This is a genomic window from Citrobacter sp. TBCS-15, from assembly GCF_005280815.1.
Classification (GTDB): Bacteria; Pseudomonadota; Gammaproteobacteria; order Enterobacterales; family Enterobacteriaceae; genus Citrobacter; species Citrobacter werkmanii.
The window spans coordinates 686,935-710,162 of record NZ_SZWK01000102.1; the positions used below are offsets into that span (position 1 = coordinate 686,935).

The following is a 23,228-nucleotide window of genomic DNA, read 5'->3' on the forward strand; positions in this document are numbered from 1 at the left end:
TGTAATAAATATGTACTGACTTCACGCTTGAGGTTAAGTATCCGTTATAATCGGTTGCAGATACCAGCCTGCGGGATGCTCATTATGGAATACCAACTCACACTTAACTGGCCCGATTTTCTGGAACGCCACTGGCAAAAACGTCCTGTGGTCTTAAAACGCGGGTTTAACAACTTTATTGATCCACTCTCTCCTGACGAACTGGCTGGACTGGCAATGGAAAGCGAAGTCGACAGCCGACTCGTCAGCCATCAGGACGGTAAATGGCAGGTTAACCACGGTCCGTTCGAAAGCTATGACCATCTTGGCGAAAACAACTGGTCGCTGCTGGTACAGGCGGTCAATCACTGGCATGAGCCAACCGCCGCGCTGATGCGTCCGTTTCGCGAGCTGCCGGACTGGCGTATCGATGATCTGATGATCTCCTTCTCCGTACCCGGAGGCGGCGTTGGCCCGCATCTGGATCAGTACGATGTGTTTATTATTCAGGGAACCGGACGCCGCCGCTGGCGCGTGGGCGAAAAACTACAGTTGAAGCAGCACTGCCCTCACCCAGATTTGTTGCAGGTCGATCCGTTTGAAGCCATCATCGATGAAGAGCTGGAACCCGGCGATATTCTGTATATTCCGCCAGGGTTCCCACACGAAGGCTACGCGTTGGAAAACGCCATGAACTATTCGGTGGGCTTCCGTGCGCCAAACACTCGCGAGCTGATCAGCGGATTTGCCGATTACGTTTTACAGCGTGAACTGGGCAGCACATATTACAGCGATCCGGATCTGCCGCCCCGCGATCATCCGGCTGACGTTCTACCGCAGGAGATGGACAAGCTGCGCGAAATGATGCTGGGGCTGATTAATCAACCTGAACATTTCCAACAATGGTTTGGTGAGTTTATTTCTCAGTCTCGTCATGAACTGGATATTGCTCCGCCAGAGCCACCGTATCAGCCTGACGAAATCTACGACGCCCTGAAGCAAGGGGATGTATTAGTGCGTCTGGGTGGATTGCGTGTATTGCGCATCGGCGATGATATCTACGCCAATGGTGAGAAAATTGACTCGCCGCATCGTCCTGCCCTTGAAGCCCTTGCCAGCCATATCGTACTGACGGCCGAGAATTTTGAGGATGCGCTGGAAGATCCATCCTTCCTTGCCATGCTGGCCGCACTGGTTAATAGCGGGTATTGGTTCTTCGAAGGATAAGAACATCGCAATGCCCGGCGACCGCCGGGCTGACGCAAACTATCCACAACGATCGCCGCCAGGTTTGGCGAAATCGTTATATTGCGGATCGCCCGGATAAATCGAGTGGGCCATTCGATGGCGAAATGACAATTGTCGGTAACGTCGCGCCAGTACGTTATCGCCAAGACCTTCGGCAATATTAGCCAATTGCTGTAATAGCCCATGCTGCATCTTTGCTGGATAAGCTGCAGTTTCAAGCGCAAAGGCGCGTTCCGCAAAGCCTTTTGCTTGTTCAAGTTGTTGATTATCCTGATAAAGCAGAGAAATACCATACAACACCATGGATACGTCGGACTGCCGACGTTTATATTCTGCCAGCAATGGGAGATAGGGGGAGGTACTGTCCAGGTCGATGTTTTCGGGCAAATAAAAGCGTAATCGTGATATTACCGTCGCCATTGGCGTTAAACGGCTCTGGTAATACGCGATAAGTTTAAGGTAGAGATCTTTCGCTTCTTTATAATGATGGCCCTGTGCATAAAAGCCAGCAAGATTATTGCTATCAACCGTCATTTCGCCGAATTCGGCCCCATAAAGCGTTTGCTCAATTTTTAGCGCCTGACTTAGCGCATTAATCGCCTCGCTAATATGCCCTGCATTATAAGCAATACCCGCTTTCTGCTGCAAAAAAGAGGCGTAGCGCTCACGATTATCCCAGGTTTTATCCCGTGAAATAACGCCCAGCCACTGCCGCTCCGTTGCGTCTATCTTCGCCAAATAATAGGCTTTACGCGCACTATCACATTCGACATCCCACTCTTCCAACGCATAAAAATAAGCGTCGCGCATCCTGTTTAAGGTATAAACCAATGCCTTCGTCGATGCCTTTTTGTCTTTAAGCCGCCACGTTAATGCCTGCTCTTGCCAGGCTATCTGCTGACGGTAATCAACCTTGATCTCGTATCGCCACTGCTCTGTAGATGAATACTCTATATGGCGATCGTCACTGTAAACATTAAAGGCCGCCAGGTGTTCAAACATATCGGCCCGATCGCCCGGATAAGTGCCCGCCGGAAATGTTTTCATGATTGCCCGCGCTCGCAGCAGCATTTGCAGCGTTAACTCCGGTTTACCCAGCCATTGATAAATATCGCTTTGTAATAGCAGGCTACGAACAAGCTGTATTGAGCGTTTGCCATATTGCCGCGAGGCCAGCCTCACCGCATCATCAATAAACGTCATGCAGGTTTCATCGCCGGTCATAAAACATGCTGCAGATTGTTGCTGGCGCTGGGACCAGGAAGGCGTATATTCGGCGCTCCAGGCAGAAAAATTGATGGCGGAAAATATCCCGCCATAAATAATAAAACGCTTCATCGTAATGCGTAACATTCGCTACTGGCCGCGCTTCGCCGTCAGCTCCGCAATACGCACAATCACCTGCACCGCTTTTTCCATCCCTTCCAGGGTCACAAATTCATGTTTGCCATGATAGTTGTAGCCGCCGGTGAACAGATTCGGACACGGTAACCCCATAAACGACAGCTGCGCGCCGTCGGTTCCGCCACGAATAGGCTTCAGCACAGGTTCAATATCGCAATCGCGCATCGCCTTCTGGGCAATATCCAGCACGTGCGGATGCTCAATCACTTTTTCGCGCATATTGTAGTAGCTGTCTTCGATCACCAGTTCGATATAGCAGTCCGGGTGTAACCCTTTGCCAACCTTCTTGGCGATATCCATGATCTTGCGTTTACGCGCCTCAAACTGCTTGCGGTCAAAATCCCGGATGATGTAGTGCATATCCGCCCGATCAACCGTCCCTTTCATGCTCGCCAGGTGATAAAAGCCTTCATAGCCTTCCGTCGTTTCCGGGCTTTCATCTGCCGGAACCTCGGCGTGAATACGCGCCGCCAGCGACAGCGCATTCACCATCACCCCTTTTGCGGTGCCGGGATGCACATTGTTGCCCACGATCTTGATATTAACCGACGCGGCGTTAAAGTTTTCAAACTCCAGCTCCCCTACGCCACCGCCATCAACGGTATAGGCCCACTGCGCATCGAATGCAGCAACGTCAAAATGCTTCGCCCCTTTACCGACCTCTTCGTCCGGCGTAAAGGCCACGCGAATATCACCATGCGGGATCTCTTTTTGGATTAGCACAGCCAGCGCGGTCATGATTTCTGCGATGCCCGCTTTATCATCGGCACCCAGCAATGTTTTGCCGTCTGTAGTGATTAGCGTCTGGCCCAAAAGCTGATGCAGTACCGGGAACATCACCGGCGACAGAACTTCATCGCCAATACCTAACGCGATATCGCCCCCGCGGTAGTTTTCAACAATTTGCGGATTAACGTTTTTACCACTGCAATCCGGTGAGGTATCCACATGGGAAATAAAACCGATAGCGGGAATATTGCCAGCAACGTTAGCAGGCAACGTTGCCATCAGCGTCCCCTTTTCGCTGAGTGAAATATTGACCAGCCCCATCTCTTCGAGCTGTTGTTTGAGCAGTTGTAATAACTTCCACTGTCCTTCGGTGCTGGGTACTTGCCGCACGCCCGATTTTGATTGGGTGTCCAGCGACACGTAGTGTAAAAAACGCTCAAGTAGTTTATCCATGCAGTCACCCTCACTTTTTGTGACAACATTATCAATAAGCAACAAAAGACAAATATTGCGTCAGGTCACTTTTATCCCCGCAAGTAAGAATATTTCGCCATGACATCCCCTCTGACTATAGGGCTAAGTCAGTAATTCGCAACAAGGATTGGCGATTACCATGGTTTGCCGTAGAATAACGGCCCTCATTAAGAGTCATCAAGGTGGTTAACCACAAACCCCGCATCGGTCAGCCATCCGTTGCGTTTACATGGGACAGAGTAAAAAATTGAATAAACAACCGCGTTCGCTTTCTCCACTGGTGCAATTAGCGGGAATTCGCAAAAGTTTCGATGGCAAAGAGGTGATTTCCAGCCTGGATTTGACCATTAAAAACGGCGAGTTTCTCACGCTGCTCGGCCCCTCTGGCTGCGGTAAAACAACCGTTCTTCGCCTGATTGCCGGTCTGGAAACGGTTGATTCCGGTCATATCATATTGGACAACCAGGACATCACTCACGTTCCGGCGGAAAATCGCTACGTGAACACCGTCTTCCAAAGCTATGCGTTATTTCCCCACATGACCGTGTTTGAAAATGTGGCCTTCGGTTTACGCATGCAGAAAACACCCGCTGCTGATATCCCTCCTCGCGTTACCGAAGCCCTGCGCATGGTACAACTGGAAGAATTCGCCCAACGAAAGCCGCATCAACTTTCTGGTGGGCAGCAACAGCGCGTGGCGATTGCCCGTGCGGTGGTCAACAAACCTCGTTTGCTCCTGTTGGATGAATCCCTCTCTGCGCTGGACTACAAACTGCGCAAACAGATGCAGAACGAACTGAAAGCGCTGCAACGTAAGCTTGGTATCACTTTTGTTTTTGTCACGCACGACCAGGAAGAAGCGCTGACCATGTCAGACCGTATCGTGGTGATGCGCGATGGCAAGATTGAGCAAGATGGTACGCCGCGCGAAATCTACGAAGAGCCGAAAAATCTGTTTGTCGCCGGGTTTATCGGCGAGATTAATATGTTTAACGCGACGGTCATTGAGCGTCTGGACGATCAGCGCGTTCGTGCTAATGTGGAAGGTCGCGAATGCAACATTTACGTCAACTTCGCGGTGGTGCCTGGACAAAAACTGCACGTATTATTACGCCCGGAAGATCTGCGCGTTGATGAGATCAACGACGATAATCATATTGAAGGTCTTATCGGCTATGTGCGTGAACGCAACTACAAAGGCATGACGCTGGAGTCGGTTGTGGAACTGGAAAATGGCAAGATGGTGATGGTCAGTGAATTCTTCAATGAAGACGACCCTGACTTCGACCACTCACTCGACCAGAAAATGGCGATTAACTGGGTAGAAAGCTGGGAGGTCGTACTGGCTGATGAAGAACACAAGTAAATTCCAGAGTGTGGTGATCGTCACCATTGTCGGTTGGCTTGTGTTATTTGTCTTTCTGCCCAACCTGATGATCATCGGCACCAGCTTTTTGACCCGTGACGACGCTAATTTCGTCAAAATGGTCTTTACGCTGGAAAACTATACTCGCCTGCTGGATCCGCTCTATTTTGAGGTACTGGTTCACTCCCTCAATATGGCGTTGATTGCCACGCTCGCCTGTCTGGTACTGGGCTATCCGTTTGCCTGGTTTTTGGTAAAGCTGCCGGAAAAAGTGCGCCCGCTGCTGCTGTTCCTGCTGATTGTTCCGTTCTGGACCAACTCGCTTATTCGCATTTACGGACTCAAAATTTTCCTCAGCACCAAGGGCTATCTCAACGAATTTCTGTTGTGGATCGGCATTATTGATACCCCCATTCGCATCATGTTTACCCCCAGCGCGGTGATCATCGGCCTGGTGTACATCCTGCTACCGTTTATGGTGATGCCGCTCTACTCCAGCATTGAGAAACTCGACAAACCGCTGCTGGAAGCCGCACGCGATTTAGGCGCCAGCAAACTTCAGACCTTTACCCGCATCATTATTCCGCTGACGATGCCGGGAATTATCGCTGGATGTCTGCTGGTTATGCTGCCGGCAATGGGGCTGTTTTACGTTTCCGATTTAATGGGTGGGGCGAAAAACCTGTTAATTGGTAACGTGATTAAAGTGCAGTTCCTGAACATTCGCGACTGGCCGTTTGGCGCAGCTACCAGCATAACGCTGACTATCGTGATGGGGCTGATGCTGCTGGTCTACTGGCGCGCCTCCCGCTTGCTGAACAAGAAGGTAGAACTCGAATGATCGGTCGACTGCTTCGTGGCGGTTTTATGACCGCTATCTACGCATATCTGTACATTCCAATCATTATTTTGATTGTGAACTCCTTTAACAGCTCGCGCTTTGGCATCAACTGGCAAGGTTTTACTACCAAGTGGTACGGTCTGCTGATGAACAACGACAGCCTGCTGCAGGCGGCGCAACACTCCCTGACGATGGCAGTGCTCTCCGCAACGTTTGCCACGCTGATCGGTTCACTCACCGCGGTCGCGCTTTATCGCTACCGTTTTCGCGGGAAACCCTTTGTTAGCGGCATGCTGTTTGTGGTGATGATGTCGCCCGATATCGTAATGGCGATTTCACTGCTGGTGTTGTTTATGTTAATTGGCATTCAGCTCGGCTTCTGGTCGCTGCTGTTTTCGCATATTACCTTCTGTCTGCCTTTTGTGGTGGTGACGGTCTATTCACGTCTGAAAGGTTTTGATGTGCGAATGCTGGAAGCGGCAAAAGATTTGGGTGCCAGCGAAGTGACTATCCTGCGCAAGATCATTCTACCGCTGGCAATGCCTGCGGTAGCCGCAGGCTGGTTGCTAAGCTTTACGCTGTCGATGGATGACGTCGTCGTTTCATCCTTCGTCACCGGACCGGGTTACGAAATTTTGCCCTTAAAAATCTACTCAATGGTAAAAGTCGGCGTATCACCCGAGGTGAACGCGCTGGCGACCATTTTGTTGGTTCTGTCGCTGGTTATGGTGATCGCCAGCCAGCTTATTGCACGTGATAAAACCAAGGGCCGCTAAGGCCCTTAATTCAGGGGACGTTAAATGATGAAAAAATGGTCACGCCACCTGCTCGCGGCGGGTGCTCTGGCACTGGGCATGAGCGCCGCTCACGCGAATGACAACAACACACTCTATTTCTATAACTGGACTGAGTACGTGCCGCCAGGACTGCTGGAGCAGTTCACCAAAGAGACCGGCATTAAGGTTATCTATTCGACCTATGAGTCGAATGAAACCATGTACGCCAAGCTCAAAACCTATAAAGACGGTGCGTACGATCTGGTGGTTCCGTCTACCTATTACGTCGATAAAATGCGTAAAGAAGGCATGATCCAGAAGATCGACAAGTCGACGTTGACCAATTTCCACAACCTCGATCCGGAAATGCTCAACAAGCCATTTGACCCCAACAATGACTACTCCATTCCGTATATCTGGGGTGCGACGGCCATTGGCATAAACAGCGATGCCATCGACCCGAAAAGCGTAACCAGTTGGGCCGACCTGTGGAAACCGGAGTACAAAGGTAGCCTGTTGTTAACCGATGACGCGCGCGAAGTCTTCCAGATGGCGCTGCGCAAGCTGGGATATTCAGGCAATACCACCGATCCGAAAGAGATTGAAGCCGCCTATAACGAACTGAAGAAGCTGATGCCTAACGTCGCTGCATTTAACTCTGACAACCCGGCCAACCCGTATATGGAAGGCGAAGTCAATCTGGGGATGGTGTGGAACGGCTCCGCGTATGTTGCGCGCCAGGCGGGTACGCCGCTGGAAGTGGTGTGGCCGAAGGAAGGAGGTATTTTCTGGATGGACAGCCTGTCTATTCCGGCTAATGCGAAAAACAAAGAAGGTGCGCTGAAGCTAATTAACTTCCTGCTGCGCCCGGACGTGGCGAAAGAAGTCGCAGAAACCATCGGTTATCCAACGCCAAACCTGGCGGCACGTAAGCTGTTAAGCCCGGAAGTCGCGAACGATAAAACGCTCTACCCTGATGCTGAAACCATCAACAAAGGGGAATGGCAAAACGACGTCGGTTCCGCCAGCGCTATCTATGAAGAGTACTATCAGAAGCTGAAAGCAGGACGCTAATTCAGCATTGTAAGGAATGCCCGATGGCGCTACGCTTATCGGGCCTACATCAATGCGAACCGTAGGCCGGATAAGGCATTTGCCGCCATCCGGCAAAAAAAATCACAGTCCTTTCAATAACCTCTCAACAAACTCGGGCACCACCTGGCTTGCCGGACCGTAATGCTTCTCTTCGAACTCGCTTCCCACCTGGCTCGGTTCGAGATTTAACTCTACCGTATGCGCCCCATGCAGCCGCGCCTCATGCACAAAACCCGCGGCCGGGTAAACATGGCCTGATGTGCCAATGGCAATAAACACATCCGCCATTGCCAGCGCCATATAAATTTCATCCATTCCCAGCGGCATTTCACCAAACCACACGACGTGCGGTCGCAGCGGAGCCGGGAACTGGCAGCAATGGCATTTGTCTTCCGCAGTCACATCGCCCGTCCACTCCAGAATCTGTCCGCTTTGCGAACAGCGAACCTTGAGCAGTTCGCCGTGCATATGGATGACATTCTGGCTGCCCGCGCGTTCATGCAGGTTATCAATATTCTGCGTCACCAGTAAAAAACGGTCACCCAGCTCGGCTTCAAGTTTTGCCAGCGCGATATGCGCCGCGTTGGGCTGGATTTCTGGTTGCTGCAATTGATGACGACGGGCGTTATAAAATGACTGAACCAGTTCCGGGTTACGACTAAACCCTTCCGGGGTCGCAACGTCTTCGACCCGATGTTCTTCCCAAAGTCCATCCGTCGCACGGAAGGTTCGAATACCTGACTCGGCAGAAATCCCCGCTCCCGTCAGTACCAACACTCTTGGTTTTTCCATCAATTCAGGCACCACTCTGTCTCTGAAAAAGATTCGTTGACGCAGGCGATCGCGCAAATGGCGTTTATTTTTACGAAAGCGGCTTAACCGATGACTCCGACGCGACAGCATAACAACCTCTTTGTATTAATCGGTAAGATGTAAAAAAGCGGCCCCGCGCATTCCGCCCGCATCACCGTGCCGTGCCTGCTCAATACGCGGCACTCGGGCAACCGGCAGCAGATGGCGTGGCAATCTGTTCGCCAGTTGCGTCGTAATAGCGGAAAAATTCGACAAACCACCACCAATCACCACTAAATCAGGATCAACGATGGTCAGGATATTCCCCAAACAGACTGCCAGTAAATCCAGATAACGTTCAACATGGGCGCGCGCTTGCTCATCCCCCTGCTCCCACAGCGCGATAATTTCACGGGCATCCAGCGGTTGATGGTAGTAATGCTGATATAACCACGCAAATCCACCGCCGGAGAGATAGCTTTCAATACAGCCTAATTGACCGCATCCGCAGCGGCGCAGTGGGAAATCAAATCCCATTAGCGTCAGCGCATCGACAGGCAAACGAATATGACCAAACTCACCGGTGATATAGCTGCGTCCGGTGATGGATTTACCGTTAAGCACGAGTCCACCGCCGACACCGGTGCCGAGGATTAACCCCATAACCAGCGGATACTGAGTGAACTCGTCGTCCCAGGCTTCAGAGAGGGCAAAACAGTTGGCATCGTTGTCCAGGCGGACATCGCGGTCAAGGCGGGCGCTGAGATCGGCGCGGAGCGGTTTACCACTGGCGGCAGGCACGTTGGCCGCATATAGCGTACCGTCTTCTGTTTCTGGCATGCCAGGGATACCGATACCCACCGAACCTTTGACGCCGAAGCGCTGGTCCGCTTCCGTTACCAGATTGCAGACCGCATCAAGGAAAGCGTCATAGCTGTCGCGAGGTGTAGGGACGCGTGTTTCCCATTGTAAACGGCGTTGGTTATCAAATACCCCCAGCGCAATTTTGGTCCCGCCGATGTCAAATCCGTAATACATCACCGCTCCTTCTTATTGTTATTGGCCGCTAAGTACTCTCGCAGGATCAATATTGCTGGCGCGACGCGCCGGATACCAACTCGCCAAAAGACTCAGCACTAATGCTGTCACCAGCACGTAGATCACATCCAGCCAGTGTAATTCCGATGGCAGGAAGTCAATGAAATAGATATCGCCAGACAGGAACTGATGGCCGATAAGCGCTTCGATTCCGTTGATGATCGGCGTCAATTGCAGCGAGACAACCACCCCGATGACCACACCTATCAGACTGCCGAACAGACCCGCCAGCAGGCCGTACCAGACAAAAATGGCACGGATCAAACCATCTTTAGCTCCCAGGGTTCTTAATACCGCAATATCACCGCTTTTGTCTTTTACCGCCATCACTAACGTGGAAACGATATTAAAACAGGCCACGCCAATCACCAGCACCATCGCCAGATACATAATGGCGCGGATCATCTGAATATCGCGATACATATAGCCGTAGGTGCCAATCCAACTCTTAATATAAACATAGTTGTTGGTCACTTCACCCGCGTCTCGCACCAGTTTATTAGCGTTAAACACGTCGTTAACTTTCAACGCGATCCCGGAAACGCTGGATCCCATATCCAGGTATTGCTGCGCGTCTTTCATGGGGATCATGGCAAAGCTGTGATCGAGCTGACCGCTCAGCTGCAAAATGCCCGTCACGTGCAAACGCACGCGTTTAGGCTGCTGTAACTTATGGTCCGCACTGGCGTTAGGGATCATAATCGACACCCAGTCGCCTTGCTTCACCTTCAGCGCATCGGCAATCCCTTTACCAATGATGATTTGCTGCTCACCGGCTTTGAAATTATCCCAGGCGTGGTTCTGCACGAACGATGGCAGCGCGCTTAAACGCTGTTCCTGTTTCGGGTCAACGCCTTTCACTTGCACCGCGCGTAGATTCGCCCCACTCTCCACCAGCCCGGTAAAGTTGATATAAGGCGCTGCGGCGGCAATACCAGGCACTTTCTGTACTTTATCGAGCGCTTCCTGCCAGTTGTTCCACGGCTGGTTAACGGCCTCAATTTCACCGTGCGGGACCACGGCCAGAATACGGTTGTTCAACTCACGCTCAAAGCCGTTCATGGCGCTTAATCCGACGATCAACACCGCCACACCCAACGCGATACCAACGGTAGAAATCACAGAAATCAGCGAGACCATGCCACCGCGCCGCCGACCACGGCTAAAGCGCAGGCCAATCAATAACGATAAAGGCGACGCCATTACTCTGCTCCCATCAGGCTCAGTTCAGCCGTCAGGCGACCATCGCGCATTTCAAGCTGGCGGCTCATCCGCTTCGCCAACTGCAGATCGTGCGTAACCACCAGAAATGCTGTGCCCTGAGAGCGGTTAAGTTCACCCAGAAGCTCGAAAATGCTGTCCGCATTACGCGCATCCAGGTTACCCGTGGGTTCATCCGCCAGCACCAGACGAGGGTTGTTCACCAGCGCACGGGCAATCGCCACACGCTGACGCTCGCCGCCCGACAGTTCAGACGGCCGATGGCTGGCACGATGATCCAGCCCTACCGCTTTCAGCATATCGCGCGCGCGCGCAGTGATTTCAGCCGGTTTTTTCTTGCCGATCAGCAGCGGCATCGCCACGTTTTCCAGTGCGGTAAAATCCGGCAGCAGATGGTGGAACTGGTAAATAAAGCCCAGCTTCTGATTGCGCAGCTCCGCCTTCGCCGCAGACGAGAGTTTGCTCATCGGCTGACCGCTAAAAATGACGTCGCCGGAGGTCGGCGTATCCAGCCCACCTAACAGATGCAGCAGCGTACTCTTACCGGAGCCGGAGCTGCCGACAATTGCCATCATCTCGCCTTCGCCAACGCAAAAACTGACATCGTGCAGGACATCGGTCTGCACTGTGCCTTCCTGATAGCGTTTGCACAGGTTGTCGCATTGCAACAGGATCTTATTCATAACGTAAAGCCTCAGCGGGTTGAGTGGCGGCAGCGCGCCAGGAAGGATAAAGCGTAGACAGCAGCGCGATGGCCATCGCCACCAGCGCAATGACGATAACCTGCAACGGCTCGATGGCGACCGGCAGCGCAGCGCCATCCAGAAGCACGCCGATAATGGGCATCAGGTTATTCAGTTGACTGGCGAGCAATGCGCCCAGCCCTGCGCCCAGCAGCGCGCCGATAATTCCGGCACTGGCCCCCTGGACCATAAACACCATCATTATCTGCCGCGGCGTTAGCCCCTGCGTTTGTAGAATCGCCACTTCCCCTTGCTTCTCCATTACCATCAAACCCAGCGAGGTAATAATATTAAAAGCCGCTACCGCCACGATCAGACTTAGCAACAGCCCCATCATGTTTTTCTCCATGCGCACAGCCTGGAATAATTCCCCTTTACGCTCGCGCCAGTCCTGCCATTTGGTGCCCTGCGGCAGCGTTTGCTGGCTCAACGTGTCAACCTTTAACGGCTCGTTCAACCACAAACGCCAGCCGGTGATATTACCCACCGGGTAGCGCATCAGGCGTGACGCATCCTGAATATTGGTCAGCATCTGGTAGCCGTCGACTTCGCTATTAGCAGCAAAGGTGCCAATCACCGTAAACAGACGCTGGCTCGGCAGACGCCCCATCGGCGTAAACTGACTGGCGGACGGCACCATCACGCGAATTTGATCGCCACGGTTAACGCCCAGCTGCCCGGCAAGCTGCTCACCGAGGATGACATTATACTTACCCGGTTGCAGATCTGTTTGCTTCACATTGACCAGATACGGCGTGAGCGGATCTTTTTGCGCCGGGTCGATCCCCAGCATTACGCCAACCGCCACGCTACGTGCACTTTGCAGCACCACATCTCCCGTAGTTATGGGTGCAACGCGGTTGACGCCGTTCAACACCACCGCTTTTTCCGGCAGTTGCTGCGGGTTTAAGGAACCCTGCTCAGACGAGAGAACGGCCTGGGGCATCAGGCCAAGGATATTGTTTTGCAGCTCGCGCTCGAAACCGTTCATCACTGACAACACTGTGACCAGCGCCATTACCCCGAGAGTAATGCCGATGGTGGAGAGCCAGGAAACGAAGCGACCGAAGCGATCTGCTGCACGCCCACGCATATAACGCAGGCCGATGAATAGAGCGACAGGTTGGTACATGAAATCCGTCTGGTTGCTGTTAGCAAAGTCACGAGTATATAAGCGAAAGCGGAATGGGTAAATGACTGAACCGTAAGTGTTCGTCAGCACTATTCCTAAAAGTATAAACAAATCAATCCGCTGTAGCTGTCCCTCGCCCCTTTAGTGCCGGTCCCTGATCTTTATCCTAAAAAAACAAAATGCAGACAGTTACGCATTACAGCGTACTGAGGGTTGCGCAGGATAGCAGGCTATAGCCAACAATATGGATACGCTGTCTCGATGAATAAAAAAGAACTATGGATTAATCAAATCAAAGGGTTATGCATTTGTCTGGTGGTTATATACCACTCAGTCATTACGTTTTACCCGCATCTCACCACCTTTCAGCATCCGCTTTCAGAGATGCTGAGCAAATGCTGGATTTACCTCAATCTGTACCTGGCGCCGTTTCGTATGCCGGTATTTTTCTTTATTTCGGGCTATTTGATCCGCCGCTACATCGATAACGTTCCCTGGACGACCTGCGTGAATAAACGGATCTGGAGTATTGCCTGGGTGCTGGTGCTATGGGGAGTCGTGCAATGGCTGGCGTTAGTCACGCTCAATAACTGGTTGGCTCCGCAACGCGATCTGAGTCATGCCGCCAACGCCGCGTATGCCGGTTCAATCGCTGGCTTTACCCACGGGATGCTGACCGCCAGCACCAGCTTGTGGTATCTGTATGCACTGATTGTCTATTTTGTGCTGTGTAAGATTTTCAACCGCTGGGCATTACCGCTGTTGACGCTGTTTGTCGTGCTGAGCGTGGCGATCAATTTTTTCCCCACGCCGTGGTGGGGAGTGAACAGCGTGATTCGCAATCTGCCCTGGTACAGTCTCGGCGCCTGGTTTGGCGCAACGCTGATGGTATGGATCAAAGAGGTGCCTCTGCGCCGCCATACGCTCATATTTATGGTTAGCGTAGTGGTCGCCGTGGGCGCGTGGCTGGTAAATATTTCGCTACTGCTTTCCCTCCTGTCTATTGTACTGATCATGAAGCTGTTTTATCAGTTCGAGCAGCGCTTTGGTATGCGCGCATCCAGCCCGTTAAGCGTGATTGGATCCAATACCATCGCCATCTACACCACCCACCGTATTTTGGTTGAGCTGTTCAGCTTAACGCTCATCCCCAAAATCAATCATGCCGCCTGGCCTGCGTACGGCGAGTTGCTCCTGTTGCTGGTTTATCCCTTCGCCTGCCTGCTGTTGTGCACCCTGTTTGGCTTGCTGGTGCGTAAAATTTCGCAAAAAACCGTTGCCGACTTGCTCTTTTCCCCACCGTCTTTATCGACATCCTCGCGCTAATTTCAACGCGCTTTTTGCCCCCATCAGGGGGCGAATCAATTTGCTTATGAGAAACGATCACGGATAATAAAGAACATTGCTTATCAGATGTATATCTAAACGAGATCCTGACAACCGAATGCCTGAACAACATCGTTACACGCTCCCGGCCGGCGCTTCCGACCAGCGCCAGTTAGGTGAACTGACCGGCGCAGCTTGCGCGACGCTGGTCGCCGAAATCGCTGAACGTCATGCGGGTCCTGTAGTACTGATCGCGCCGGACATGCAAAATGCCCTGCGACTGCATGATGAAATTCGTCAGTTTACCGACCAGATGGTAATGAACCTGGCGGACTGGGAAACGCTGCCCTACGATAGCTTTTCCCCTCATCAGGAGATTATCTCCTCGCGACTGTCCACCCTGTATCAGCTCCCTGCCATGCAGCGCGGTGTGCTGATTGTGCCGGTGAACACGCTGATGCAGCGCGTCTGTCCGCACAGCTATCTGCACGGTCATGCGCTGGTGATGAAAAAAGGTCAGCGGCTTTCGCGCGACGCCCTGCGCGAACAACTGGACAGCGCGGGCTACCGCCATGTTGATCAGGTGATGGAGCACGGCGAATACGCCACGCGCGGCGCGTTGTTGGATCTGTTCCCAATGGGCAGTGAATTGCCTTATCGTCTGGACTTCTTTGATGACGAAATCGACAGCCTGCGTCTGTTTGATACCGACACCCAGCGCACGCTGGAAGAAGTCGATGCCATTAATTTGCTGCCCGCGCACGAATTCCCGACCGATAAAACGGCGATCGAGCTGTTCCGCAGCCAGTGGCGCGATACCTTTGAAGTTAAACGCGACGCCGAACATATTTACCAGCAGGTCAGCAAAGGCACGTTACCTGCGGGTATCGAATACTGGCAGCCGCTGTTTTTCAGCGAGCCGCTGCCCCCCCTGTTCAGCTATTTCCCCGCCAATACGTTATTGGTCAATACGGGTGATATAGAGACCAGTGCAGAACGCTTCCAGGCCGATACCCTGTCGCGTTTTGAGAATCGGGGTGTTGATCCGATGCGCCCGCTTCTGCCGCCGCACTCGCTGTGGCTGCGCGTTGACGAGCTGTTCTCCGAACTAAAACGCTGGCCGCGCGTTCAACTGAAAACCGAGACACTGGCGAACAAAGCCGCGAATACTAACCTCGGCTTCCAGAAGTTGCCAGATATCGCGGTTCAGGCGCAGCAAAAAGCACCGTTAGATGCGTTACGTAAATTTCTTGAAGCCTTCACCGGTCCGGTGATTTTCTCGGTTGAAAGTGAAGGTCGTCGCGAAGCGCTCGGCGAACTGCTCGCCCGTATCAAAATCGCGCCGAAGCGCATACTGCGTCTCGACGAAGCCATCGACAATGGCCGCTATCTGATGATTGGCGCAGCCGAACACGGCTTCATTGATAGCAAACGCAACCTGGCGCTGATTTGTGAAAGCGATCTGCTCGGGGAGCGGGTGGCGCGCCGCCGCCAGGATTCTCGTCGCACCATCAATCCGGATACGTTAATTCGTAACCTCGCCGAACTGCATCCAGGTCAACCGGTGGTGCACCTGGAGCACGGCGTTGGCCGTTATGCCGGGATGACCACGCTGGAAGCAGGCGGTATCACCGGCGAGTACCTGATGCTCACCTACGCCAACGACGCCAAACTGTACGTGCCTGTGTCATCATTGCACCTGATCAGCCGCTACGCTGGTGGCGCGGAAGAAAATGCGCCGCTACATAAACTGGGCGGAGATGCCTGGTCTCGTGCCCGCCAGAAAGCCGCTGAGAAGGTGCGCGATGTCGCGGCAGAACTGTTGGATATCTATGCTCAGCGGGCGGCGAAAGAAGGCTTTGCCTTTAAGCATGACCGTGAGCAGTACCAGCTGTTTTGCGACAGCTTCCCGTTTGAAACTACGCCCGATCAGGCGCAGGCGATCAACGCGGTCCTCAGCGATATGTGTCAGCCGCTGGCCATGGATCGTCTGGTGTGCGGCGACGTCGGCTTTGGTAAAACCGAAGTCGCGATGCGCGCCGCCTTCCTCGCCGTAGAGAACCACAAGCAGGTTGCCGTGCTGGTTCCAACCACCCTGCTCGCGCAGCAGCACTTCGACAACTTCCGCGACCGCTTTGCCAACTGGCCGGTACGCATTGAGATGCTGTCCCGTTTTCGTAGCGCCAAAGAGCAAGCGCAGATTCTGGAGCAAGTTGCCGAGGGAAAAATTGATATTCTCATCGGCACGCACAAACTGCTGCAAGCGGATGTGAAGTTAAAAGATCTGGGTCTGCTGATTGTCGATGAAGAGCACCGTTTCGGCGTTCGCCATAAAGAGCGCATCAAAGCAATGCGCGCGGATGTCGATATCCTGACGCTGACGGCAACGCCTATTCCGCGTACGCTCAATATGGCGATGAGCGGCATGCGCGATCTGTCGATCATTGCCACGCCTCCTGCCCGTCGTCTGGCGGTGAAAACCTTTGTGCGTGAATATGACAATCTGGTGGTTCGCGAGGCTATCCTGCGTGAAGTTCTGCGCGGGGGGCAAGTTTATTATCTGTTTAACGACGTTGAAAATATCCAGAAAACGGCTGACAGATTAGCGGAACTGGTGCCGGAAGCGCGTATTGGTATCGGCCACGGTCAAATGCGCGAGCGCGAACTGGAACGCGTGATGAACGATTTCCACCATCAGCGCTTTAACGTGCTGGTGTGTACCACCATTATCGAAACCGGCATCGACATTCCGACCGCCAACACCATTATCATCGAACGCGCCGACCACTTTGGTTTAGCGCAATTGCACCAGTTGCGCGGTCGTGTGGGACGCTCACACCATCAGGCGTACGCCTGGCTGCTGACGCCGCATCCAAAAGCGATGACCACCGACGCGCAAAAGCGCCTGGAAGCCATCGCCTCGCTGGAAGATTTGGGCGCTGGCTTTGCGCTGGCGACCCACGACCTTGAAATTCGCGGCGCCGGGGAACTGCTGGGTGAAGATCAGAGTGGTTCCATGGAAAGCATCGGCTTCTCGCTGTATATGGAGCTGCTGGAAAATGCTGTCGATGCGCTCAAAGAGGGACGCGAACCGTCGCTGGAAGATCTCACCAGCCAGCAAACCGAAGTTGAACTGCGCATGCCGTCACTGCTGCCGGATGACTATATTCCCGATGTCAACACGCGACTGTCGTTCTACAAGCGTATTTCCAGTGCGAAAGGCGAAAACGAGCTGGAAGAAATTAAGGTCGAGCTGATAGACCGTTTTGGTCTGCTGCCCGACCCGGCCCGTACGCTGCTGGATATTGCCCGGTTACGCCAACAGGCGCAGAAACTGGGTATCAGAAAGCTTGAAGGCAATGAAAAAGGCGGCACAATTGAGTTTGCAGAGAAAAACCACGTCAATCCGGTCTGGCTGATTGGTTTACTGCAAAAACAGCCGCAGCACTTCCGTCTGGACGGCCCAACCCGGCTGAAATTTATGCAGGATCTGGGCGAACGCAAAACGCGAATCGACTGGGTACGCCAGTTTATGCGCCAGCTTGAAGAAAACGCCGTAGCATAGTGAACAGGCCGGGAGCGCACACAGCCCTCCCGGCCTGTGAATTTACAAACTCTTTGCACTTCCCTGCACTTCCCGACACAGCAAACGGCCATAATTCCTGTTTACTTTTACATAATAAAAACCACGTAAAAACAATGGATTTATGGTGATGTTAAACAATAAACGACTCTCTCGCTGGTTAGCGTTTTTTACGCTTGCAGCGACCTTCGCGTTAACACTTCCGGCTCAGGCAAACACCTGGCCGCTGCCGCCGCCGGGAAGCCGCCTGGTGGGACAGAATGCCGTTCACGTTGTCGAAGACAATGGCGGTTCTCTCGAAGCGATTGCGAAAAAATACAACGTCGGCTTTTTAGCGCTGTTGCAGGCTAACCCCGGCGTTGATCCTTTCGTACCTCGCCCCGGCAGCGTTTTGACGATCCCATTGCAAACCCTGTTACCGGATGCACCGCGCGAAGGCATTGTCATCAACCTCGCCGAACTGCGTCTTTATTATTACCAGCCGGGAACAAATTCGGTGACCGTATATCCTATCGGCATTGGCCAGTTAGGCGGTGATACGCTGACCCCCACCATGGTAACCACCATTTCCGATAAACGCGCCAACCCCACCTGGACGCCTACAGCAAATATCCGTGCGCGCTATAAAGCCAACGGCATCGATCTTCCTGCCGTTGTCCCTGCCGGGCCAGATAACCCGATGGGCCATCACGCGATTCGCTTAGCCGCATACGGCGGCGTTTATCTGCTGCACGGCACCAATGCTGACTTTGGCATCGGCATGCGCGTCAGTTCTGGCTGTATTCGTCTGCGCGACGGTGATATCGAAACCCTGTTCCGTCAAGTGAAGCCAGGAACCAAGGTCAATATCATTAATACACCGATCAAAGCCTCAGTCGAACCTAACGGCATGCGGCTGGTGGAAGTGCACCAGCCGCTGTCAGAAAAGATCAATGACGACCCGCAACTGTTGCCAATCGTTTTGAATGCCGCAATGCAGACCTTTAAGAACGCGGCGCAAACGGACCCAGCCGTCATGGAACATGCGATGGAGATCCGCTCAGGCATGCCGGTCGATGTCACCCGTCATCACGACGTGGCTCAACAACCGATGTAAACGTTACGCATAAAAAAACCCCCGCTGGATTTTTTTCCGCGGGGGTTTTTATTTAACTCGCAGTGGCATTGCGATGGGTTAAATCTTATTTGTAGATAACTGCAGTCCCGTGAAGGGTGTTAGGACCGGTAACGGAAGTAATACGGAAAGACTTCGCGCCCATCTCATCCGCTTTCTGCGCCAGTTGATCTTCCAGAGAACCTAAGTTCGTCCCCGCATTTGCAGAGATAGTACCAACTTTCTGTTGCCCTGCAGGCGTGGCCTGAACTTCAACAGCGGCGAAGCTGGCAAATGACAGTGAGCTAAGAACAGCAGCAACAAACAGAGTTTTTACGTTTTTCATAATAGTGACCTTTTGCAGATGAATGGGTGTCGTAAGGATTAACTTAACGATCGATAGGTAAATCATAGATGTGATCCAGGTCACACGTCAACATTTTTTTATAATGATCGTTATATAAAACATAAAGACCTTATTTTTCATGCTAATAGCTATAAATTATTTTTATCGCTAATCCGCTGGAGTGTGGGGGGGAATATTTTTATAATGGTTATTCAATAAACCCAACTAAGGTACATCGGCGCCATGACAACTGAAACGACAGGTTGTGCAAAAAAAAGCCGTGGCCGACCAAAAGTGTTCGACAGGGAAGCCGCGCTTGATAAGGCCATGACACTCTTCTGGCAGCACGGATATGAAGCGACATCGCTCGCCGATCTCGTGGAAGCAACCGGTGCAAAAGCGCCCACGCTGTATGCGGAGTTTACCAACAAGGAAGGGTTGTTTCGTGCCGTGCTGGACCGCTATATAACTCGCTTCGCGGCGAAACATGAAGCTCAGCTGTTTTGTGAGGAAAAAAGCCTGGAGTCCGCACTGGAAGACTATTTCACTGCCATAGCCACCTGCTTTACCAGTAAAGATACTCCGGCAGGATGTTTTATGATTAATACGTCCGCTACGCTGGCGGCCTCTTCCCGCGAGATCGCCCATACCGTGAAATCACGCCATGCGATGCAGGAACAGACGCTTACCCAGTTCCTTCGTCAGCGCCAACAGCGGGACGAAATTCCGGCCCACTGCGACGTGCAAAAGCTGGCCGAATATCTGAACTGCATTTTACAGGGTATGTCGATTAGCGCCCGTGAAGGCGCGTCATTTGAGAAACTGATGCAGATCGCGCACACAACCCTGCGACTGTGGCCCGAACTCATCAAAGCTTAATCCTTTCCTCTCTCTTCCACGAACAGATGACACCGCCGGGGGCCAAAAGCCCTCGGTTTTTTTGTACCAATACCCCTTCATTCCTTATTGTTTTCATCGCATTAGCAGAACTTTTTTAAAAAAGGTATTGATAACGACAATTATTATCAGCAATATTCGCATTTGTTTTAACACCTGTTTCCCAATGTAACTATCGGTTTCTCTACCGTAATAACAAAAACAGACCGACTTTTTTAAAAGGAATACAAATGCATAAGCGTCTCTGGGTGCTCAATCCGCTCTTATTATCCTTAACCCTACCGGCTATCGCAGCGGAGGAAGAGAATCTCATCGTCAGCGCTAACCGCAGCCAACGCACCGTGGCAGAAATGGCACAAACGACCTGGGTTATTGAAGGAAGCGAAATTGAACAGCAAGTTCAGGGTGGTAAAGAGTTCAAGGATGTTCTTGCTCAGTTAATCCCCGGAATTGATGTCAGCAGTCAGGGACGAACCAACTACGGCATGAACATGCGCGGTCGCGCCATCGTAGTATTGATAGATGGTGTCCGTCTGAATTCTTCCCGCACCGACAGCCGTCAACTTGACTCCATTGACCCGTTTAACATTGCTCATATTGAAGTCATCTCAGGCGCAACATCCCTATATGGCGGGGGAAGTACCGGCGGTTTGATCAACATCGTCACCAAAAAAGGTCAGCCTGAGCGTGAAGTTGAACTCGAACTGGGCAGTAAAAGCGGGTTTAATAACAGTAACGATCATGACGAACGCGTCGCCGCCGCGGTGAGCGGAGGAACCGATCGTGCATCCGGTCGTATGTCCGTCGCATATCAACGGTTTGGCGGTTGGTATGATGGAAACCACGATGCTCTGCTGCTGGATAACACCCAAACCGGCCTGCAGCATTCCGATCGTCTGGACGTGATGGGCACCGGGACGATTGAGCTGGATGATAACCGTCAATTGCAACTGGTTACCCAGTACTACAAGAGCCAGGGGGACGAAGATTACGGGCTGGATCTCGGCGAGAACATGTCCGCCGTGACCGGAAATGGTAAAGCTTATACCAGCAGCGGACTGAACTCCGATCGTATTCCCGGCACCGAACGTCATCTGATCAGCCTGCAATATTCAGATGCAGATTTCTTTGGTCAGAACCTGGTCAGCCAAATCTATTACCGCGACGAATCGCTGAAATTCTATCCTTTCCCGACGCTCAGCAAAGGTAAGGTCACCAGTTTCTCCGCCTCACAGCAGGATACCGACCAGTTCGGTGCCAAAATCACCCTCAACAGCCAGGTGATGGATGACTGGGAACTGACGTGGGGTATCGATGCGGATCATGAAACCTTCGACTCCAATCAGAAATTCTTCGATCTGGCTTACTCTCTGCCCTCCGGCGGCATGGACAACCGTACCGCCTATACTACCGGGCGTTATCCTGGTTACAGCATCACCAACTTCGCACCTTTCCTGCAAAACAGCTATGACATAAACGACATCTTTACCCTCAGTGGCGGCGTACGCTATCAATGGACCGAAAACAGGGTTGATGATTTCGTTGGCTATGCGCAACAGCAGGGCATCGCGACGGGCCTTGCAAACTCCGCGGATACCATTCCGGGCGGCAAAACCGATTACGATAACTTCCTGTTTAACGCCGGGATCCTCGCCCACCTGACTGAGCGCCAGCAAACCTGGTTTAATTTCTCTCAGGGCGTGGAGCTTCCGGACCCGGGGAAATATTACGGTAATGGTACCTATTCTCTGGTTGGCGATCATTACCAGCTTCAGCGCAGCGTCAACGTTGCGGATTCACGACTGGAAGGGATTAAAGTTAACTCGTACGAGCTGGGATGGCGTTACACGGGCGATAGCCTGCGCACGCAACTCGCCGCTTATTACTCCACTTCGGATAAATCGATCGTTATCAACCGCAGTGATATGACCATAAACGTACAGCCCGACGATCGTCGGATTTATGGTCTGGAAGGTGCGGTAGATTATTTCATCGCCGATACCGACTGGAGTCTGGGCGGCAACTTCAACGTCATTAAATCCGAAGTGAAAAAAAACGGTAAATGGCAGAAATGGGATGTCACTCTGGCTTCGCCATCTAAAGCAACCGCATGGGTCGGCTGGGCGCCTGAACCGTGGTCGCTGCGAGTACAGAGCCAGCAAACATTTGATCTGAGTGACGCCAGCGGCAATAAGCTGGACGGCTATAACACTATGGACTTTATCGGCAGCTACCAGCTCCCGTTAGGTAAGCTGACCTTCAGTGTGGAAAATCTGCTGAATGAAGAGTACACCACGCTATGGGGACAACGTGCACCACTGCTGTACAGCCCAACTTATGGCAGCCCGTCACTGTATGAATACAAGGGCCGGGGTCGTACCTTTGGTCTGAACTACGCCTTAACCTTCTGATAAAAAAAGCCCCCCAGCCTGAGCGAATGGGGGGCTAATGCTCAGGATAATGCTATTTTACGCTTTGTTATTCAGTACCAACTGTCCGTTGTTATCCAACGGAATTTGCGCGCCGGGGTCCTTATCCATACGAATTTTCCCCTGCTGATCGCCAATTTTGTACGTCACGTCGTAGCCCAGCATTTTTTCTGATTTGTCATACACCGTTTTACAGCGCTGCTGCGTGGTGGTGTACGTATCGTTTTCTTGCATCGAACCTTGGATCTGGTTACCGGCATAGCCGCCGCCTAACGCCCCCGCCACGGTGGCAATATCTTTACCGCGTCCGCCACCAAACTGATGGCCGATAACACCGCCGGCTACGGCACCCAGCACAGAACCCGCGATACGGTTTTCATCTTGCACCGGCTTGCGGTGCGTGACCGTCACGTTCCGACACTCCTGACGTGGCGTTTTTACCGATTCTTTAATCGGTGTTGCAGAGACAACTTGTGCATACTGTGGGCCACGCTCGAAAACGTTAAGACTGGCCACCGCTGCAACACCCAGCGCAGCAGCTACGCCAATCCCTATACCCGCCAACATTGATTTATTCACGGGACTTCCTCCTTTTTTGCTATTAGCAACAACTTTGCAACAGAAGGTAAGGAATGCCAATCAGATTACGGATGAAA

The 23,228-nt window shown here is 52.4% G+C and carries 19 protein-coding genes; 10 read left to right on the plus strand and 9 right to left on the minus strand.

Annotated features, from left to right (window positions below; genetic code table 11):
- The first annotated feature begins 84 nt into the window (after positions 1-84).
- A complete protein-coding gene (gene roxA, locus FDW96_RS10125; RefSeq protein WP_042309081.1) occupies positions 85-1,206 on the plus strand; it encodes a [50S ribosomal protein L16]-arginine 3-hydroxylase in 1,122 nt (373 codons plus the stop codon).
- Positions 1,207-1,245: 39 nt separating this feature from the next.
- On the opposite strand, the gene FDW96_RS10130 is transcribed toward roxA, so the two are convergent.
- Entirely contained in the window at positions 1,246-2,580 is a 1,335-nt protein-coding gene (locus FDW96_RS10130) for a hypothetical protein (protein ID WP_137365623.1), read from the minus strand.
- Between the two features lie 3 nt (positions 2,581-2,583).
- Complete coding sequence (pepT, locus tag FDW96_RS10135) at positions 2,584-3,813, minus strand: peptidase T (RefSeq protein ID WP_137365624.1); 1,230 nt, start codon at positions 3,811-3,813, stop codon at positions 2,584-2,586.
- A 250-nt stretch (positions 3,814-4,063) separates the two neighbouring features.
- Between pepT and potA the strand changes: the two genes are divergently transcribed.
- From potA to potD, 4 genes are read left to right on the plus strand one after another with little or no spacing between them, the layout of a single operon-like run.
- Positions 4,064-5,200 (plus strand): spermidine/putrescine ABC transporter ATP-binding protein PotA, encoded by a 1,137-nt coding sequence (gene potA / locus FDW96_RS10140; protein WP_038639864.1) that lies wholly within the window; start codon positions 4,064-4,066, stop codon positions 5,198-5,200.
- Positions 5,184-6,041: a spermidine/putrescine ABC transporter permease PotB gene (gene potB / locus FDW96_RS10145; RefSeq protein ID WP_061381743.1), complete on the plus strand. Its 858-nt coding sequence runs from the start codon at positions 5,184-5,186 to the stop codon at positions 6,039-6,041. Before potA ends, potB begins: the two co-directional genes overlap by 17 nt.
- Positions 6,038-6,817 carry a spermidine/putrescine ABC transporter permease PotC gene (gene potC, locus FDW96_RS10150; protein WP_003030794.1) on the plus strand — a complete coding sequence of 260 codons (780 nt, stop codon included), beginning with the start codon at positions 6,038-6,040 and terminating at the stop codon, positions 6,815-6,817. The genes potB and potC overlap by 4 nt, the downstream gene beginning before the upstream one ends.
- A gap of 27 nt (positions 6,818-6,844) precedes the next feature.
- Complete coding sequence (gene potD / locus FDW96_RS10155; RefSeq protein WP_137365689.1) at positions 6,845-7,891, plus strand: spermidine/putrescine ABC transporter substrate-binding protein PotD; 1,047 nt, start codon at positions 6,845-6,847, stop codon at positions 7,889-7,891.
- Positions 7,892-7,993: 102 nt separating this feature from the next.
- Here potD and cobB read toward each other — a convergent pair whose 3' ends face one another.
- The 5 genes from cobB to lolC are packed head-to-tail and all read right to left on the minus strand — an operon-like array spanning position 7,994 to position 12,898.
- Positions 7,994-8,815, minus strand: coding sequence for a Sir2 family NAD+-dependent deacetylase (gene cobB / locus FDW96_RS10160; protein WP_042309089.1), 822 nt, complete (start codon positions 8,813-8,815; stop codon positions 7,994-7,996).
- 15 nt (positions 8,816-8,830) lie between these two features.
- On the minus strand, positions 8,831-9,742 hold the full coding sequence (gene nagK, locus FDW96_RS10165) for an N-acetylglucosamine kinase (RefSeq protein ID WP_137365625.1): 912 nt from the start codon (positions 9,740-9,742) through the stop codon (positions 8,831-8,833).
- 18 nt (positions 9,743-9,760) lie between these two features.
- Positions 9,761-11,005 carry a lipoprotein-releasing ABC transporter permease subunit LolE gene (gene lolE / locus FDW96_RS10170; RefSeq protein ID WP_042309093.1) on the minus strand — a complete coding sequence of 415 codons (1,245 nt, stop codon included), beginning with the start codon at positions 11,003-11,005 and terminating at the stop codon, positions 9,761-9,763.
- A complete protein-coding gene (gene lolD / locus FDW96_RS10175) occupies positions 11,005-11,706 on the minus strand; it encodes a lipoprotein-releasing ABC transporter ATP-binding protein LolD (protein ID WP_042309095.1) in 702 nt (233 codons plus the stop codon). Before lolD ends, lolE begins: the two co-directional genes overlap by 1 nt.
- Positions 11,699-12,898: a lipoprotein-releasing ABC transporter permease subunit LolC gene (lolC, locus tag FDW96_RS10180; RefSeq protein WP_038639847.1), complete on the minus strand. Its 1,200-nt coding sequence runs from the start codon at positions 12,896-12,898 to the stop codon at positions 11,699-11,701. The genes lolD and lolC overlap by 8 nt, the downstream gene beginning before the upstream one ends.
- A gap of 261 nt (positions 12,899-13,159) precedes the next feature.
- Between lolC and FDW96_RS10185 the strand changes: the two genes are divergently transcribed.
- The 3 genes from FDW96_RS10185 to FDW96_RS10195 all read left to right on the plus strand — a co-directional run bounded on the left by FDW96_RS10185 (position 13,160) and on the right by FDW96_RS10195 (position 18,903).
- Complete coding sequence (locus FDW96_RS10185; protein WP_042309097.1) at positions 13,160-14,224, plus strand: acyltransferase family protein; 1,065 nt, start codon at positions 13,160-13,162, stop codon at positions 14,222-14,224.
- Between the two features lie 118 nt (positions 14,225-14,342).
- A complete protein-coding gene (gene mfd / locus FDW96_RS10190; RefSeq protein ID WP_137365626.1) occupies positions 14,343-17,789 on the plus strand; it encodes a transcription-repair coupling factor in 3,447 nt (1,148 codons plus the stop codon).
- Positions 17,790-17,937: 148 nt separating this feature from the next.
- Positions 17,938-18,903 carry a L,D-transpeptidase family protein gene (locus FDW96_RS10195; protein WP_079224637.1) on the plus strand — a complete coding sequence of 322 codons (966 nt, stop codon included), beginning with the start codon at positions 17,938-17,940 and terminating at the stop codon, positions 18,901-18,903.
- 85 nt (positions 18,904-18,988) lie between these two features.
- Here the strand turns inward: FDW96_RS10195 and bhsA are convergent, their stop codons facing one another.
- Entirely contained in the window at positions 18,989-19,246 is a 258-nt protein-coding gene (gene bhsA / locus FDW96_RS10200; protein WP_029139491.1) for a multiple stress resistance protein BhsA, read from the minus strand.
- Positions 19,247-19,489: 243 nt separating this feature from the next.
- Between bhsA and comR the strand changes: the two genes are divergently transcribed.
- Together comR and FDW96_RS10210 are read left to right on the plus strand one after the other, a co-directional pair.
- Complete coding sequence (comR, locus tag FDW96_RS10205) at positions 19,490-20,125, plus strand: TetR family copper-responsive transcriptional repressor ComR (protein ID WP_061381747.1); 636 nt, start codon at positions 19,490-19,492, stop codon at positions 20,123-20,125.
- A gap of 248 nt (positions 20,126-20,373) precedes the next feature.
- Positions 20,374-22,554 (plus strand): TonB-dependent siderophore receptor, encoded by a 2,181-nt coding sequence (locus tag FDW96_RS10210; protein WP_137365627.1) that lies wholly within the window; start codon positions 20,374-20,376, stop codon positions 22,552-22,554.
- A 57-nt stretch (positions 22,555-22,611) separates the two neighbouring features.
- On the opposite strand, the gene FDW96_RS10215 is transcribed toward FDW96_RS10210, so the two are convergent.
- Entirely contained in the window at positions 22,612-23,151 is a 540-nt protein-coding gene (locus FDW96_RS10215) for a glycine zipper 2TM domain-containing protein (RefSeq protein WP_003030814.1), read from the minus strand.
- Positions 23,152-23,228 lie beyond the last annotated feature (77 nt).

What these genes read in the sequence shown, in the direction of transcription:
- roxA (WP_042309081.1), top strand. Translation starts at nt 85, where the DNA reads ATGGAATACCAACTCACACTTAACTGGCCCGATTTTCTGGAACGCCAC.
- FDW96_RS10130 (WP_137365623.1), bottom strand. Translation starts at nt 2,580, where the DNA reads ATGTTACGCATTACGATGAAGCGTTTTATTATTTATGGCGGGATATTT.
- pepT (WP_137365624.1), bottom strand. Translation starts at nt 3,813, where the DNA reads ATGGATAAACTACTTGAGCGTTTTTTACACTACGTGTCGCTGGACACC.
- potA (WP_038639864.1), top strand. Translation starts at nt 4,064, where the DNA reads ATGGGACAGAGTAAAAAATTGAATAAACAACCGCGTTCGCTTTCTCCA.
- potB (WP_061381743.1), top strand. Translation starts at nt 5,184, where the DNA reads ATGAAGAACACAAGTAAATTCCAGAGTGTGGTGATCGTCACCATTGTC.
- potC (WP_003030794.1), top strand. Translation starts at nt 6,038, where the DNA reads ATGATCGGTCGACTGCTTCGTGGCGGTTTTATGACCGCTATCTACGCA.
- potD (WP_137365689.1), top strand. Translation starts at nt 6,845, where the DNA reads ATGAAAAAATGGTCACGCCACCTGCTCGCGGCGGGTGCTCTGGCACTG.
- cobB (WP_042309089.1), bottom strand. Translation starts at nt 8,815, where the DNA reads ATGCTGTCGCGTCGGAGTCATCGGTTAAGCCGCTTTCGTAAAAATAAA.
- nagK (WP_137365625.1), bottom strand. Translation starts at nt 9,742, where the DNA reads ATGTATTACGGATTTGACATCGGCGGGACCAAAATTGCGCTGGGGGTA.
- lolE (WP_042309093.1), bottom strand. Translation starts at nt 11,005, where the DNA reads ATGGCGTCGCCTTTATCGTTATTGATTGGCCTGCGCTTTAGCCGTGGT.
- lolD (WP_042309095.1), bottom strand. Translation starts at nt 11,706, where the DNA reads ATGAATAAGATCCTGTTGCAATGCGACAACCTGTGCAAACGCTATCAG.
- lolC (WP_038639847.1), bottom strand. Translation starts at nt 12,898, where the DNA reads ATGTACCAACCTGTCGCTCTATTCATCGGCCTGCGTTATATGCGTGGG.
- FDW96_RS10185 (WP_042309097.1), top strand. Translation starts at nt 13,160, where the DNA reads ATGAATAAAAAAGAACTATGGATTAATCAAATCAAAGGGTTATGCATT.
- mfd (WP_137365626.1), top strand. Translation starts at nt 14,343, where the DNA reads ATGCCTGAACAACATCGTTACACGCTCCCGGCCGGCGCTTCCGACCAG.
- FDW96_RS10195 (WP_079224637.1), top strand. Translation starts at nt 17,938, where the DNA reads ATGTTAAACAATAAACGACTCTCTCGCTGGTTAGCGTTTTTTACGCTT.
- bhsA (WP_029139491.1), bottom strand. Translation starts at nt 19,246, where the DNA reads ATGAAAAACGTAAAAACTCTGTTTGTTGCTGCTGTTCTTAGCTCACTG.
- comR (WP_061381747.1), top strand. Translation starts at nt 19,490, where the DNA reads ATGACAACTGAAACGACAGGTTGTGCAAAAAAAAGCCGTGGCCGACCA.
- FDW96_RS10210 (WP_137365627.1), top strand. Translation starts at nt 20,374, where the DNA reads ATGCATAAGCGTCTCTGGGTGCTCAATCCGCTCTTATTATCCTTAACC.